The organism is Pseudomonas sp., assembly GCF_040514055.1.
In the GTDB taxonomy this organism is placed as follows: Bacteria; Pseudomonadota; Gammaproteobacteria; order Pseudomonadales; family Pseudomonadaceae; genus Aquipseudomonas.
The window spans coordinates 1-14342 of sequence record NZ_JBEVDL010000004.1 but is presented as its reverse complement, the minus strand read 5'-3'; the positions used below and the strand labels follow the sequence as shown (position 1 = coordinate 14342).

11 protein-coding genes are annotated in these 14342 nt (G+C 62.1%); 2 read left to right on the top strand and 9 right to left on the bottom strand.

Going from position 1 to position 14342, the window contains the following annotated elements:
- Positions 1-119 precede the first annotated feature (119 nt).
- On the bottom strand, positions 120-1499 hold the full coding sequence (locus ABWY06_RS01210) for a substrate-binding domain-containing protein (protein WP_353923729.1): 1380 nt from the start codon (positions 1497-1499) through the stop codon (positions 120-122).
- A gap of 526 nt (positions 1500-2025) precedes the next feature.
- Here ABWY06_RS01210 and ABWY06_RS01205 point away from each other — a divergent pair.
- Together ABWY06_RS01205 and ABWY06_RS01200 are read left to right on the top strand one after the other, a co-directional pair.
- Positions 2026-2709 carry a hypothetical protein gene (locus tag ABWY06_RS01205; RefSeq protein ID WP_353923728.1) on the top strand — a complete coding sequence of 228 codons (684 nt, stop codon included), beginning with the start codon at positions 2026-2028 and terminating at the stop codon, positions 2707-2709.
- 262 nt (positions 2710-2971) lie between these two features.
- Entirely contained in the window at positions 2972-3658 is a 687-nt protein-coding gene (locus ABWY06_RS01200; RefSeq protein ID WP_353923727.1) for a hypothetical protein, read from the top strand.
- A 108-nt stretch (positions 3659-3766) separates the two neighbouring features.
- Here ABWY06_RS01200 and alaC read toward each other — a convergent pair whose 3' ends face one another.
- The 8 genes from alaC to acnB all read right to left on the bottom strand — a co-directional run bounded on the left by alaC (position 3767) and on the right by acnB (position 14289).
- Positions 3767-4996 carry an alanine transaminase gene (gene alaC / locus ABWY06_RS01195; protein WP_353923726.1) on the bottom strand — a complete coding sequence of 410 codons (1230 nt, stop codon included), beginning with the start codon at positions 4994-4996 and terminating at the stop codon, positions 3767-3769.
- A 120-nt stretch (positions 4997-5116) separates the two neighbouring features.
- On the bottom strand, positions 5117-6232 hold the full coding sequence (locus ABWY06_RS01190; RefSeq protein ID WP_353923725.1) for a polysaccharide lyase family 7 protein: 1116 nt from the start codon (positions 6230-6232) through the stop codon (positions 5117-5119).
- Positions 6233-6372: 140 nt separating this feature from the next.
- The gene (locus tag ABWY06_RS01185; RefSeq protein ID WP_353923724.1) at positions 6373-7731 is read right to left on the bottom strand and encodes a pyridoxal phosphate-dependent decarboxylase family protein; all 1359 of its coding nucleotides are present in this window, start codon (positions 7729-7731) and stop codon (positions 6373-6375) included.
- A 376-nt stretch (positions 7732-8107) separates the two neighbouring features.
- Complete coding sequence (locus tag ABWY06_RS01180) at positions 8108-9256, bottom strand: polysaccharide lyase family 7 protein (RefSeq protein ID WP_353923723.1); 1149 nt, start codon at positions 9254-9256, stop codon at positions 8108-8110.
- A 113-nt stretch (positions 9257-9369) separates the two neighbouring features.
- Complete coding sequence (locus ABWY06_RS01175) at positions 9370-9945, bottom strand: ANTAR domain-containing response regulator (RefSeq protein ID WP_353923722.1); 576 nt, start codon at positions 9943-9945, stop codon at positions 9370-9372.
- Between the two features lie 12 nt (positions 9946-9957).
- Positions 9958-11163, bottom strand: a complete 1206-nt coding sequence (locus ABWY06_RS01170) for a CmpA/NrtA family ABC transporter substrate-binding protein (RefSeq protein WP_353923756.1) — start codon at positions 11161-11163, stop codon at positions 9958-9960.
- A 208-nt stretch (positions 11164-11371) separates the two neighbouring features.
- On the bottom strand, positions 11372-11581 hold the full coding sequence (locus ABWY06_RS01165; protein ID WP_353923721.1) for a YgdI/YgdR family lipoprotein: 210 nt from the start codon (positions 11579-11581) through the stop codon (positions 11372-11374).
- A gap of 107 nt (positions 11582-11688) precedes the next feature.
- Positions 11689-14289 (bottom strand): bifunctional aconitate hydratase 2/2-methylisocitrate dehydratase, encoded by a 2601-nt coding sequence (acnB, locus tag ABWY06_RS01160; RefSeq protein WP_353923755.1) that lies wholly within the window; start codon positions 14287-14289, stop codon positions 11689-11691.
- Positions 14290-14342 lie beyond the last annotated feature (53 nt).

Genomic DNA, 14342 nt, shown 5'->3' with positions numbered 1-14342 from the left:
ACCTGTGATGGTGCACCCAGAAGGGTCCTGACCAGGCGCGGGACGCCGGCGATGGTCATGCCCTTGCCGCGCCCAGCCTTATCGCGTGGTGTAACCCATGCGCACCCTGTCAGCAGTCCCTAATACACCCAGACTTCCACCCGGCGGTTTTTCATCCGGCCGCTGTCGGCGCTGTTGGCCGCCACCGGCAGTTCATCGCCCAGGCCGGTGACCTCGCGCGGCATCACCCCGCCCTTGGCCAGCTCGCGGCGCACCGCCATGGCCCGCAACTTCGACAGCAGCTCCGCCCGGGCCGGATCGCTTTTGGCGTCGCCAAAACCGACCAGCACCACCTCGTCGCGCAGCTTGCCCTGGCGCGTGAGGTAATCCAGCACTCGACCAATATCCCGTTGCGCCTTGTTGTCCAGGGTGGCGCTGCCTTCCTGGAAACGAAAGTTCACCGACAGCCGCTGGGCCTGCTGGCTCAGCTGCGCATAGGCGGCCGGCATGCCGGCGGTGGGGTCAACCGTCACCGCCTCGACGCTCTGGGCGACAAAACCGGTCTTCTGCACGATGGCCTGGCCGCGCGCGCTGTGGGCGAAGGCCACCAGTGCCTGGGCCCAGGGGTTTTTCTCGTTCACGCGGTTGTAGAAAAACAGCCGGCGCGACAGCGGGTAGTCCTCAGTGGCGATCGAGGTGGCACTGGGCAGCAACGCCTGGGCATCGCCGGCGCCAATGGCCAGCGCCTTGGCCTGGCGCACATAGGGCAGGCCGATAAAGCCGATGCCGTTCGTGTCGCGGCTTACCGCATCGGATAATTGCTCGCTGGACTCGAAGCGCCGTGCCGCAGGGGCCAAGGTCTTGCCCTGGGCCGCCAGCACCAGCTCCTTGAAGGTGTCGTAGGTGCCCGACTGGTCATCGCGGGCATACAGGCTGATCGCACCACCGCGGCTCCCCAGCGCTTCCCAGGTGGCGATCTCGCCGGAAAAAATCCCCGCCAGTTGTTCGGTGCTCAGTGCTTTGAGCGGATTGTCCGGGTGCAGGATGATCGCCAGCCCGTCGAGGGCGATCACCTGTTCGGCGCGCCGGTCCTTGAGGTCGCCCGCGGCGCCAAGCGCCTGGGCCTCGCTGTCCTTGACCGGCCGCGAGGAGGCGGCCAGCTCGGCCGTACCGTCCTTGAGGGCGACAAAGCCGGTACCCGAGCCGTGGGCGGCAACCTGTACCTGCACTTGGCGACCCTCGCGGGTGCGGCCCAGCACCCGTTGTTCGTTCTCCGCAGTCTTTTCCACGCGTATATCGCTCAAGCCCTGTTCTTCGAACAGACCCATGACCAGCGCCGGACCGAGCTTGGCGCCCACGGTGTTGGAGCCCTGGATACGCAGCAGCGGTTGCCCGTCGGCGGGCAGGGGTAGGGCGGCGAACACCGACCAGGGCAGGGCGTAGGCGATAAACCCCAGCAGCAGAAAAGTCGTGGTCCGACTCCAGATTTCACGTTCGACAGCAGCCCGGGCGCGCGGCATGGCACAAACACCTTAAACAGGGGGAAGGGAAAGTGCCGCGAAGATTAAGTCGTTTAGGTGTCAGTCGTGTGACAGCCGGCCGTGGGGTTCGGACCACCCTTAGTCGCCTACCTCGAGAAGCGACTCGGCTGCGTCTGCCGTTACTCTGCAGGACCGGTGATATGGGTAGAGCATGCGCTGCAACTGGAAGGCCTCGGAGGTTGGGAAAAACGCGGTCGATGCAGCATGATGCGCACGCCTTAACTCACCGATCCTGCTGGGTGATGTTCGAGCACCCTCGGTCATCGAACACCCGCCTGCAGGTAATCCGCCTACGGACTGGCGTTGGGAAAGGGGGGAGGAACGTTATTGGGAACACAATGTAATACTTGCTGTTGTCTTAAAGGTGCAGGGCTGCCAGCACTCTCCTTGGCTGGACGTAGCATGGGGAAAGATAATTTGCATGGGTTTTGTGAGTGCCGGTGCAAAGCACTTCCCTGTTGCCTCTGTACTCCTGGGTTTTTCATTATAAAATACGAGTCTTGCCATGCAGTCAAAAACACTTGAGCGATTTAACGAGGCACTGACGAAGTTCAATGCTCTCGAAACAGCGTCTCGTACCCAGTACCACAATTACTTGGTGAGGGAAAAGGGTGAGAAAGAAAGCTTGCGACAGCATCTGGAGGCGTATGCCTCACTGTCGACCTTTGGCCAGCCGGTCGCTGAACAAGCTATCCAGGAAATTGCTCCAGCAGTGCCTTTTCCTGCCGATCTAGTGGCATTTTATCGCACTCAAGGTTGGTTTTACGGTGGAACTGCATTTCAAGTGTTGACTGTTTTTTCACTTGAGAAATTGTTGGGGATGTACGGTGCAGATTACGCTTACCAGCAATTCCATTCGCTGGGCTTGGCGGATATGATCAATTTCCAATGGGATAACGACCGCGACGAGCTTGATGTCAGCAGTGAGCAGGCTATTTTCACCCAGGAACATATCGATTATTTAAACAGCAGTTATATTGTAGTCGCAACCTGGGAGGATTATTCGTGGGGAAGCGAGGCGCATTTTTATATTTATTATGACAGACAGGGCTGCTTCGGTATTTTTCACTTGCATCAAGATACCTGGAAAATCGAGCATATGTTCGATGAAAGTCCGGCCAGGCAAACCTGGGATCAGGTGATGAATGAAGCGCTGGACAGAATATTGAAGCGCAGTGAGAACTCATAGGCGGTCGGTCACGGAAAGCTGAGTACAATGCCCGAACTTCGCCTGTGGTGTGGTACCAGGATGTTCGCGCTCTGCTACCGCAAACGTCCGGTTAGAAGGGCTGGTTATTATTTTAGTCGTGCAGGGTCTCAGCGCTGCTATGAAGGGAAATCAGTGGATGGTAAGACATAGGTTGCATGGCTTTTTCGGTGTGCCCCTTGCACGGTGCCTGCGCGTTATCGGATTGTTCCTGAGTTTTTCATTGTCGAATGCGAGTCTAGCTATGCAGCCAGAAACCGTTGAGCGCTTGAATGGCCTAATCAAAGAGTTGAACGCCCTGGAGATAGCGTCCCGTACCCAATACCACGAGTACTTGGTGAGGGAGCAGGGAGAGAAGGGAAGCTTGCAGCAGCATCTGGATGCTTATGCCTCTCTGTCGAAATTTGGAAAGCCCGTGCCTGAGCAAACCATCAATGCTTTCGGTCCTGCGTTGCCCTTTCCTGCCGATTTAGTGGCATTTTACCGTACGCACGGCTGGCTTGGCGGTGGCAAGGCGCTTCAATATCTGTCGGTCTATTCGCTTGAGCGTCTGGTGAAAAACAAAGAGTCGAAAAGTTACGTGAGATTTCACTCGCTGGGCTTGGCGGACATGATCAATTATCAATGGAGCAATGCCCGCGAGGAACTCGATCCCAACCATGAAAACGCCATTTACACCCAGGACGAAATCGATCACCTGAATTCCAACTATATCGTCGTTGCAACCTGGGATGATTTTTCGTGGGCGAGCGAAGCGCATTATTATATTTACTACGATAAGCAGGGCCGCTTTGGTATTTTGCATGTGCACCAGGATACCTGGTATATAAATCATATGTTTGGCGAAAGTCCGGCCAGACAGACCTGGGATCAGGTAATGAACGAGGCGCTGGATAAAATATTGGCCTCCAATAAAGAGCTGGAAGAATAACCCGCGCGAACCGCACCCTGTAGAAGGCGCGACCTCGCGCCGAAAGGAGCCCGACTCACCTGGCTGTAGCAGAAAGAATCCCGCGGCCTCGGGCCGCGGGTAGGCCTCCTACAAGGAGGCAGAGGGCTTGGCCTCGCGCGGCAACAGCCCGTCGGCGCGGAACATGCCACGAATGCCACGCAGGGCCTGGCGGATGCGATCCTGGTTCTCGATCAGGGCAAAGCGCACATGGTCATCGCCATAGTCGCCAAAGCCGATGCCGGGCGAGACGCAGACCTTGGCCTCGCTCAAGAGTTTTTTGGCGAACTCCAGCGAGCCGAGTTGGGCGTAAGCCGCCGGTATCTTGGCCCAGACGTACATCGAGGCCTTGGGGTTTTCCACCATCCAGCCCAGTTCATGCAGGCCCTTGACCAGCACATTGCGCCGTTGCCGATACTGCTCGGCAATGTCCAGCACGCATTGCTGGTCGCCTTCCAGAGCGGCTATGGCCGCCACCTGCAGGGGGGTAAAGGTGCCGTAGTCGTGGTAACTCTTGATCCGCGCCAAGGCGCTGACCAGCTCCGGGTTGCCGACCATAAAACCGATGCGCCAACCGGCCATGTTGTAACTCTTGGACAGGGTGAAAAACTCCACCGCAATATCCTTGGCGCCCGGCACCTGCATGATCGAAGGGGCTTTCCAGCCGTCGTAGACGATGTCGGCGTAGGCCAGGTCATGGATCACCAGCACGTCGTACTGCTTGGCCAGGGCCACCACCCGCTCGAAAAAATCCAGTTCCACGCATTGGGCGGTGGGGTTGGACGGAAAGCCAAGGATCATCATCTTGGGCTTGGGGATGGATTCGCGAATCGCCCGCTCCAGTTCCGCGAAGAAATCCACGCCGGGGATCAGCGGCACCGAACGCACCTGGGCGCCGGCGATCACCGCGCCATAGATATGGATCGGGTAGCTGGGGTTGGGCACCAGTACCGTGTCGCCGTGGTCCAGGGTGGCGAGCATCAGGTGCGCCAGGCCTTCCTTGGAGCCGATGGTGACAATGGCCTCGCTTTCCGGGTCGATGTCCACCTGATAGCGGTCGGCGTACCAACGCGAAATGGCCCGGCGCAGGCGTGGGATGCCGCGGGAGGTGGAGTAGCCGTGGGTGTCTTCGCGCTGGGCGACTTGCACCAGTTTTTCGACTATGTGCGGCGGCGTGGCGCCGTCCGGATTGCCCATGCTGAAGTCGATGATGTCCTCGCCACGGCGGCGGGCGGCCATCTTCAGTTCGGCGGTGATATTGAAAACGTAGGGGGGCAGGCGATCGATGCGCGCAAAACGGCGCTTAGCTTGTTCAGCCATGTGTTCCTCGAAGACGTCAGCGCCCGGAACCGTCCGAGCGACGTTGGCCACTGCGGTGGCCAGGGCGCACGATAAACGCAGCGCTCAGTGCTTGTCGAGCCCGCATCGAGGTCGGCAGTCTCAAGGAGCCGCAGGCTCGACCCGCAACGAGAAGGTCTTGGCATGGGTGCTGCCGTGCACATCGCGTACCTGGGCCATAAACCAATGGGCCTGACTGGAGGCCGCACTGGCGTCGGGGCTGCCCCGCAGCACGCCGTCGGCGTCCAGGTTTAGGCCGGCGGGCGGATGGCCGCTAACCAGGGTCCAGGTGGCGCCACCACGTCCGCCGGTGCTGTAGAGCTGGGCCAGGTAGGGGTGGCCGACCTGGGCCGGCGGCAGGATGCCCTGGCTGTTGATCAGCAGGCCGTCGTTGGGGTGGCTGGCGGCCAGGCGGTAGAATTTCACCCGCGCGCCCTCCGTGGCGCTGTCGCCGCGCCGGTGCAGGGCGGCGCCAGCCTTGAAATAGAAGGTCTCGCCGACCCAGGCCGGGTCCATGACCCAGCGTGTCGCGGCGCCGCCATTGACCGAGGCGCTGGCGACGTTTTCCTTGACCTGCAACTGGTAGGAAAAACCTTGCCCCAGGCGCACATTGCTGGCCAGGGTATGGCGGCTGGACGGCGAGCCGGGCGACGGCAACCCCTGATATCGGGCGATGACCTGGCCCGTTTGACGGGCCGCGTCATGGCGGTAGTACAGCAGGATCAGCGGCGCACCAGCACTGCTATGGACCTCGCCGAGGTTGACCAGGCCATCGTCCGGCACCTGGGTCACCTTGACCAGGGCTTCCTGCAGCGAATGCCCGGCGGCGCTCCAGGCGCTGCCCAACAGGCTCGAGCCACTGCGTTCGCGCAACTCCACACGGGGCCGGCTGGCGCCGCTGGCCAGGGCGCCATTGAGCGGAACCCACAGCGTCATGGCGCCATCGGTGTCGGTGGCGAACCAAAACGATTGATAGCCCAGGGGGCTGCTCAGTCGATCCGCCGGCAGGATTGCCGCGGTACCGCCGTTAGCGCCTTCGGCATCCACCGGCAAAGTCAGGTTCCAGTACTGCAGGTCAAAGTTGCCGCCGGGCGGAACATCCGGATAGAGGTCCGCCGAGGCCCTGGGCGTCAGCGAAATGCCCAGCAACAGGCTGCCCAGAAGGGCGATTCGGTGCGCCGGGCGGGTGTCGCGGCGGTGTTGAAGCGGTGTGCTCATAACCTGCATGCCGGGCTGTCCTCGTCCCAAGGGCGGCTCGAGACGGTCCCTTTCGCGGTGACTGCGTGCCCGAGGCCTGCGATGGGCAGGCTTCAGAGCAGACTCCAGGTGCGTCGGTTGGTTCGCGGCGGCTGGCGGTCTCAGACGGCCGTGCGCTGGCGCAGTTCGATCAACAGCGTGGCCAGGGAGTCGACGTCGGCGTCGGTGGTGCGCCAGGACGACAGGCTCAGGCGAAAGGCCGGACGGCCCTGCCAGAGCGTCGGACCGAACCAGACCTGCCCCGAGGCCTGGGCCGCCTCGCGGATCGCCAGGGTCTGGGCATCGCTGTCGGCGCGCACCAGCACCTGGTTGAGCACCACCCGATTGAGCACTTCAAAGCCGGCCGCGCGCAGCCGCTCGGCCAGTTCCCGGGCCTGGCGCAGGTGACGGTCGAGCAGCTCGCGCAGGCCATCGCGGCCGAGGGCGGCCAGGGCCGCCCAGATCGCTACGCCCCGGGCACGCCGGGAGAATTCCAGGTTGAGGTTTTTCTGGGCGTCCTGGCTGGCCGTGGCATAGACCGCGTCGCTGTTCATGGCGGCCGCCAGGGCGGCGGCATCGCGACAGATGGCCATGGCGCCGTCGTAAGGGCTGTTCAGCCATTTGTGCCCATCAGTGGTCCAGCTGTCGGCCAGCTCGACGCCATCGACCAACTGTGCCTGGCCGCTGCAGCGGGCCCATAAGCCAAAGGCACCGTCGACATGGACCCAGGCGCCGGCCGCTTTGGCGCGAGGGATCAGCGCGAGGAACGGGTCGAATTCCCCGGTATTGACCTCGCCGGCCTGCAGGCAGAGCAGGGTCCGCTCGTCCAGTTCTGGCAGTTGCCGCGGGTCGACCCGACCGTGCTCGTCGGTCGGCGCGAGAATCAGACGATTGATACCAAACCCCAGGATGCGCAAGGCCTTCTTCACGGTGATATGGGCACTGGCGGAAATCACCACCCGCACCTCGGGTGCGCCGTTCAGGCCGTCGCCGTCGAAATCCCAGCCCTGGCGCGCCAGCAGCACCCGCCGGGCGGCGGCCAGGCAGGCGAGGGTGCAAGCGGTGGCACTGGTGCCGAAGCCCACGGCACTGTCGCGGGGCAGGTCCAGCGCCTCGGTGATCCAGCGCCCGGCGACCCGCTCGATAGCGTCCGCCGCCGGTGAGTTGTCGAACGACGAGGCGCACTGGTCCCAGGCCAGCACCAGCCGCTCGGCGGCGGCAGCCGCCGGCAGGGTGGCGCCGATGACAAAACCGAAGTAACGGGGCCCGTTGGAGGCCACGGTGGCCGGCGAAGCCAGGTCATCCAGTTGTTGCAGGACCTGCCCCGCTGCGCGCCCCTGGGCCGGCCAGGGTTCGTTGAACGCGCTCAGGGCGGCGATGGCGCTTGTCCGAGGGAAGGCGGGACGCTCGGCGATACCGGCGGTGTAGGCCAGTGCGCGGCGATCGGCCTCGGCCAGTAGCGATTGTTCGTCGGTGTGCATGGCGACTCGTTGGGGAAGAGGACGGTGCCAGGAGCCTAACCAAGAGTCGCGCCCAGCAGCAGATACACAGGGCAACCGAAAAACAGGTACAGTTTAACAACTTACATTTCACCAACCATAACAGTTCCCGTCGGGTGCCGTTCAGTTGAGCAAGCGGTACCCCCGCCTATGCCTTTGCCCGCGGGTTAGGGCCTGTGGATGCTCGCCACACGCGCCGCGTTGCCGCGGAAAATGGACCCGACTTATGCACGCAACACGGAGGCTAAGCCTGCTGAGGTGCGATACAGTGTTACGCGTCGCTCATTTAGCGTGAGCAAACTTCGCGATTCTTGCCTGTTTTCGCGCCCAACCAGGCGCCAACGCTATGCTCAAAGGCCTAGGGCGTGACCAGGATGGAAAATTTCTTGGCAAAGGTACTGCCGTTGGCGTCCCTGACCTGCACCATCACATCATTGGGCTTGCTGGTCACGGCGCTGGGCAACGCGCTGCCGCCGATCACCCCGTCCGTCCCCAGGCTCAAACCTGCGGGCGGAAAACCGCTGACTAACCGCCAGGTACTGCCGCCGATCCCACCGCGGGCCTGCAAGGCGAACTTGTAGGGGCTGCCGACGGTGGCGGCGGGCAGGGCGGACGGGGTGACGATGCTCAGGCCGTTGGCCGGATGGCTGGCGGCCAGCCGGTAGAACTTCACCAGACCGCCGTCCGTGGCGCTGGTGGCCGAATTAAGGTAGGCGCCTGCCTTGAAGTAGAAGGTCACTGGATCCCAGGCCGGATTCATGGTCATTTGTGCAGGAGCGCCATTGTCCACCGAGACAGCGACTACCGCCGGTTCGGTGCCGCTGCGGGATACTTTTATTTGATAGGTGAAAGCCTGTCCCAGCTTGATGTCGCGAGCCACCTCATGAACTGAGTAGGGCGTGGTTTGCGGGTCAGGCAAGGTTTGCAAATTGGTGAGCAGCTTGCCGGTTTGCTTCACAAAATCGTATTTGTAATAGAGCTTGGCCAGGGGGGCGGTTTTACGGCCGGGTCGGTGCGAATGGGCTTGCCCCACGATGATCAAGCCATCGCCTGCTGGAACTTGCATCACCTTGAGCTGCGCCTCAAGCAGTGCGCTACCGAAACTGTCCCAGTTCACCTGATCGTTACTGGGATCGATCATTTCGCGTAGCTCGGAGCGCGGATCGCCGTTGGGTGCAATTTCCGCCGTGGCACCGCTCACCGGCGTCCAAAAGGTCATAGCCCCGTCGGACGCGGTATGGAACCAGGGTGAAGTGTAACCGGTTGGACCGGCCAATTGAGCCGGAAGTACCGTGAGGGCCTTGCCGGTAAACAGCCCCTCCTTGTCGACGGGAACAACCAGCTTCCATTGCTCCAAGGCGAAGTTACCCCCAGGAGACAACCCGGGTCTGACCTCTGCCCCGGCGGCCGGGCAAAACATGGCGAGCAGCGAAAGCGCGCTTGAAAACACAGCTGCCAAGCCCATCGCTTGGCTTGAGCGCGGGCGTAGTTGGAAGAATGTCGGCATCGATAGGGTTCCTGCTCCTTGGATTGGGCAGGCAGCCTAACAGCCGTCAAGCAGACATCCTTTGATGGCGTCACACATTTGGAATCTGGTTGTACTGGCTTGCGGGGCTCCTATCAGCCCAATAAGTCGTTCATCGCAATGATCTGCTCGGCAACCTGGATCAGCTTCTGTTGGCGGCTCATGGCTTGCCGCCGCATCAGGGTATAAGCCTCTTCCTCGTTGCAGGCTTTCATTTTCATCAGCATGCCCTTGGCCAACTCGATGCGTTTGCGTTCGGCCATCTGCTGGTCGCGGGCGTGCAATTGGGCGCGCAGGGCCTGGTCGCTCTCGAAGCGGACCATGGCGACATCGAGTATCGGCTTGAGTCGGTTGGCCTGGATGCCCTCGACTATGTAGGCGCTGACCCCGGCCTGGATCGCCTGGCGCATCACCCCCGGGTCCTGTTCGTCGGTAAACATGACGATTGGGCGCGGCTGGTCGCGGCTGACCAGCACCACTTGCTCCATCACGTCGCGGCTGGGGGACTCGGTGTCGATCAGGATCACATCCGGACGTACGGCCTCGACCCGTTCGGGCAGGTCGATGGTCAGCCCCGACTCGTCGATGACCTCGAAGCCCGCTTCGATCAGCGCGCTTTTCAAGCGGCCCACCTTCTTCGGGGTGTCGTTGATCAACAAAATTCGCAGCATGGCGGTATTCCGTTACAGGGCAATGGGCGCGACGGTGTCGCTGCGCGCATGGATGGCAAAACTGCGGGCGTAGCCGGCCGGGTCGCTCCCCTCCCAGACACTGCCGTCGAGCAGGGTGGAGCGGCGCATGGGATGGCTCGGCACGGCGATATCCAGGGCTTCGGCGGCCTGGCGGTAGAGGTCGAGCTGGTGGATCTGCCGGGCGATGCCCAGGTAGTCGGGGTCCTCCTTGAGCAAGCCCCAACGGCGGAACTGGGTCATAAACCATATTCCGTCGGAGAGCCAGGGCATGCTGACCTGACCCTCGCTGAAGAAGCTCAGCGGGTGGGCATCCAGCCATGCGTGGCCTAGGCCGTCCTCATACTGACCGAGAAAACGCGGCTCGATGGTCGACAGCGGCGCGTCGACGTAATCGCGGCCGCTGATCAGTTGCGCCGTGCTGCGGCGGTTTTCCAGGTTCTGGTCGATAAAGCGACTGGCCTCCAGCACCGCCATGGTCAGGGCGCGCGCGGTATTGGGGTAGCGTTCGACGAATTCGCGGGTCACCCCCAGTACCTTCTCCGGATGGGCGGCCCAGATCGACTGGCTGGTGGCGAGGGTAAAGCCTTGCCCCTGGTCCACTGCCAGGGCGCCCCAGGGCCCGCCGGCGCAAAAACCGTCGATCCGCCCGGCCTGCAGGTGGGCAACCATCTGCGAAGGCGGTACCACCACGGTGTTGACGTCTTCCAGCGGGTGGATCCCCTGGGCGGCCAGCCAGTAGTTGAGCCACATGGCGTGGGTGCCGGTGGGGAAAGTCTGAGCAAACGTCAGTTTTGCACCGCTCTGGCGCACGCGTGCGGCCAGCGCCTCGGCGGAGGTCACGCCCGCGCGCCGTAACGGTTCGGAGAGGTTGATCGCCTGGCCGTTCTGGCACAGTCCCATAAGAATGGCCATGTCGGTGGCCGGGCCGCCGAGGCCGAGGTGGATGCCGTAGATCTGCCCGTACAGGCTTTGTGCGGCATCCAGTTCGCCGCTGAGCAAACGGTCGCGCAGGCTGGCCCAGGACGCCTGGCGGTGCAGGTTGAGGGTCAGCCCATAAGGCTGGGCGAAGCCCTGGGTGGCGGCGACTATCAGCGACGCGGAGTCGGTCAGGGCCATAAAACCCAGGTTCAACGCGCTCTTTTCCGGTGCGTCGCTGCCGGCCACCCAGGCCAGTGCATCGTTACGGGTGCTGTGCATCGTGTTCATTTGCTGGGTTCCGCCGTTGAACGAAAAGGCACCGTCCCGGCTACCGAAGGCGGGGTGGCCAGAAACGCCGCCCGTGTCTGTGAACGGACCCCGCCGTTGCCGCGAGTCCGGTGGGCAATGCTTAAGCAAGCGATATGCCAGCCATGCTGACGGGCAAAAAAAACCCCGCCGTGGCGGGGTGGTAGAGCCTGATGGGCATTCAGCGCTCCATCATCTGTTTCACGTTGGCCTGGGGAATATGCTGTTTACGCCCTTCGCTGTCCTCGAATTCGAGCATGCCGGTGTTTTTGTCCAGCTCCGGTTCGCCGTCGCTGGTGAGCATTTGCCCATCGGTCGTCATGATGATGTACTCGCTGGAGCAGCCGGCCAGGCTGGCCAGACAGAAAATGGCCAATAGCCAATGTTTCATTGCGTTTACTCCTGGTTGGTTGGTCCACAGGCGAAAACTAGCCCGCTGGCGCGTCCTAGGCAATAAAAAACCCCGCACGAGGCGGGGTTTTTCAACGCACGCAGAGCTTAGGCTTGAATCACCGGGATCTTGGCGTTGGCCGCGGCTTCACGGAACTCGGCGATTTGGTCGAAACTCAGGTAGCGGTATACGTCCGCGGCCATGGTGTCGATTTCCTTCGCGTAGACCATGTACTCCTCGACAGTCGGCAGGCGACCGAGGATCGACGCCACCGACGCCAGCTCCGCCGACGCCAGGTAGACGTTGGCACCGTCACCCAGACGGTTGGGGAAGTTACGGGTCGAGGTGGAGACCACGGTCGAGTTGGCCTCTACCCGTGCCTGGTTACCCATGCACAGCGAACAGCCCGGCATTTCCATGCGCGCGCCGGCCTTGCCGTAGATGCCGTAGTAACCTTCCTCGGTCAACTGGTGAGCGTCCATCTTGGTCGGCGGCGACAGCCACAGACGGGTGGGCAACTGACCCTTGACCTTTTCCAGCAGCTTGCCGGCCGCACGGAAATGGCCGATGTTGGTCATGCAGGAGCCGATAAAGACTTCGTCGATCTTCGCGCCCGCCACGCTGGACAGCAGGCGCGCATCGTCCGGGTCGTTCGGTGCGCAGAGCACCGGTTCCTTGACGTCGGCCAGGTCGATCTCGATGACCTCGGCGTATTCGGCGTCCTTGTCGGCTTCCAGCAGGTCCGGCTGGGCCAGCCAGGCTTCCATCGCCAGCGCACGGCGCTCCAGGGTCCGGGCATCGCCGTAGCCTTCGCCGATCATCCAGCGCAGCAAGGTGATGTTGGACTGCAGGTACTCGGCGATCGACTCTTTCGACAGCTTGATGGTGCAACCGGCGGCGGAGCGTTCGGCCGAGGCGTCGGACAGCTCGAAGGCTTGCTCGACGGTGAGTTTTTCCAGGCCCTCGATTTCCAGGATGCGTCCGGAAAAGGCGTTTTTCTTGCCTTTTTTCTCGACCGTCAGCAAGCCTTTCTGGATCGCGTAGTAGGGGATCGCATGCACCAGGTCACGCAGGGTGACGCCCGGTTGCAGCTCGCCCTTGAAGCGAACCAGGATCGACTCGGGCATGTCCAGCGGCATCACGCCGGTGGCCGCAGCGAAGGCGACCAGGCCGGAACCGGCCGGGAAGGAGATGCCGATCGGGAAACGGGTGTGGGAGTCACCGCCGGTGCCGACGGTATCCGGCAGCAGCATGCGGTTCAGCCAGCTGTGGATGATGCCGTCGCCCGGACGCAGGGACACACCGCCACGGGTCATGATGAAGTCGGGCAGGGTGTGGTGGGTAGTGACGTCGATCGGCTTCGGGTAGGCCGCGGTGTGGCAGAAAGACTGCATCACCAGATCGGTCGAGAAGCCCAGGCACGCCAGGTCTTTCAGTTCGTCACGGGTCATGGGACCGGTGGTGTCCTGAGAGCCGACGGTGGTCATTTTCGGTTCGCAGTAGGTGCCAGGACGGATACCGTCGGTACCGCATGCCTTGCCGACCATCTTCTGTGCCAGGGTGAAGCCTTTGGTGCTCGCAGCAGGGACTTCAGGCAGCTTGAACAGGGTCGAAGGAGGCAGGCCCAGCTCGGTGCGCGCCTTGCCGGTCAGACCGCGACCGATGATCAGCGGAATACGACCGCCAGCACGGACTTCATCCAGCAGGACCGGGGTTTTCAGTTCGAAAGTGGTGATCACTTCGTCGCTGTCGTGCTTGCAGACCTTGCCTTCGTATGGGTAAACGTCGATCACGTCACCCATGTTGATGTTGGTCACATCGAATTCGATGGGCAGTGCGCCCGCATCTTCCATGGTGTTGTAGAAGATCGGAGCGATCTTGCTGCCGAAGCAGAAGCCGCCAGCGCGCTTGTTCGGGACGTAAGGAACGTCGTCACCGAAGAACCACAGCACCGAGTTGGTTGCCGATTTACGCGAGGAGCCGGTACCGACCACGTCACCGACGTAGGCGATAGGGAAACCCTGGCCGCGCATTTCTTCGATCTGCTTCATCGGGCCGATGGAGCCTTGTACGTCCGGCACGATGCCGTCGCGGGCCATTTTCAGCATGGCCAGGGCGTGCAGCGGGATGTCCGGGCGGGACCAGGCATCAGGAGCAGGGGACAGGTCGTCGGTGTTGGTCTCGCCAGTCACCTTGAATACACGCAGGCTGATCTTGTCGGCCAGGGTCGGGCGGTTCTTGAACCACTCGCCGTCAGCCCAGGATTGCAGCACGCCTTTGGCGTGAACGTTGCCGTTCTTGGCTTTTTCCGCGACGTCGTGGAATGCATCGAACATCAGCAGGGTGTGCTTGAGTTGCGCGGCAGCGACTGGCGCCAGCTCGGCGTCGTCCAGCAGGTCAACCAGAGTGACGATGTTGTAGCCGCCCTGCATGGTGCCGAGCAGTTCTACAGCGCGCTTTTTGTCCAGCAGAGGGGAGGAAACTTCGCCCTTGGCCAGTGCAGACAGGAAGCCGGCTTTGACATAGGCCGCTTCGTCCACGCCTGGTGGAATGCGATTGGTGATCAGGTCAACGAGAAATTCTTCTTCGCCAGCCGGAGGGTTTTTCAGCAGCTCGACCAGGCCTGCTGTTTGTTCGGCGTTAAGCGGCTGGGGAACGATACCCAGGGCTGCACGCTCTTCGATATGTTTGCGGTAGGCTTCAAGCACAGTTATTACCCTCATCAGTGGTCCCAAATGGGTGTCCGGGACGCTCATCCCGA

Coding starts and splice junctions, on each gene's coding strand:
- ABWY06_RS01185 (WP_353923724.1), bottom strand. CDS start 7,731: ATGCACACCGACGAACAATCGCTACTGGCCGAGGCCGATCGCCGCGCA.
- ABWY06_RS01205 (WP_353923728.1), top strand. CDS start 2,026: ATGCAGTCAAAAACACTTGAGCGATTTAACGAGGCACTGACGAAGTTC.
- ABWY06_RS01180 (WP_353923723.1), bottom strand. CDS start 9,256: ATGCCGACATTCTTCCAACTACGCCCGCGCTCAAGCCAAGCGATGGGC.
- ABWY06_RS01165 (WP_353923721.1), bottom strand. CDS start 11,581: ATGAAACATTGGCTATTGGCCATTTTCTGTCTGGCCAGCCTGGCCGGC.
- ABWY06_RS01210 (WP_353923729.1), bottom strand. CDS start 1,499: ATGCCGCGCGCCCGGGCTGCTGTCGAACGTGAAATCTGGAGTCGGACC.
- ABWY06_RS01175 (WP_353923722.1), bottom strand. CDS start 9,945: ATGCTGCGAATTTTGTTGATCAACGACACCCCGAAGAAGGTGGGCCGC.
- alaC (WP_353923726.1), bottom strand. CDS start 4,996: ATGGCTGAACAAGCTAAGCGCCGTTTTGCGCGCATCGATCGCCTGCCC.
- ABWY06_RS01200 (WP_353923727.1), top strand. CDS start 2,972: ATGCAGCCAGAAACCGTTGAGCGCTTGAATGGCCTAATCAAAGAGTTG.
- ABWY06_RS01170 (WP_353923756.1), bottom strand. CDS start 11,163: ATGCACAGCACCCGTAACGATGCACTGGCCTGGGTGGCCGGCAGCGAC.
- ABWY06_RS01190 (WP_353923725.1), bottom strand. CDS start 6,232: ATGAGCACACCGCTTCAACACCGCCGCGACACCCGCCCGGCGCACCGA.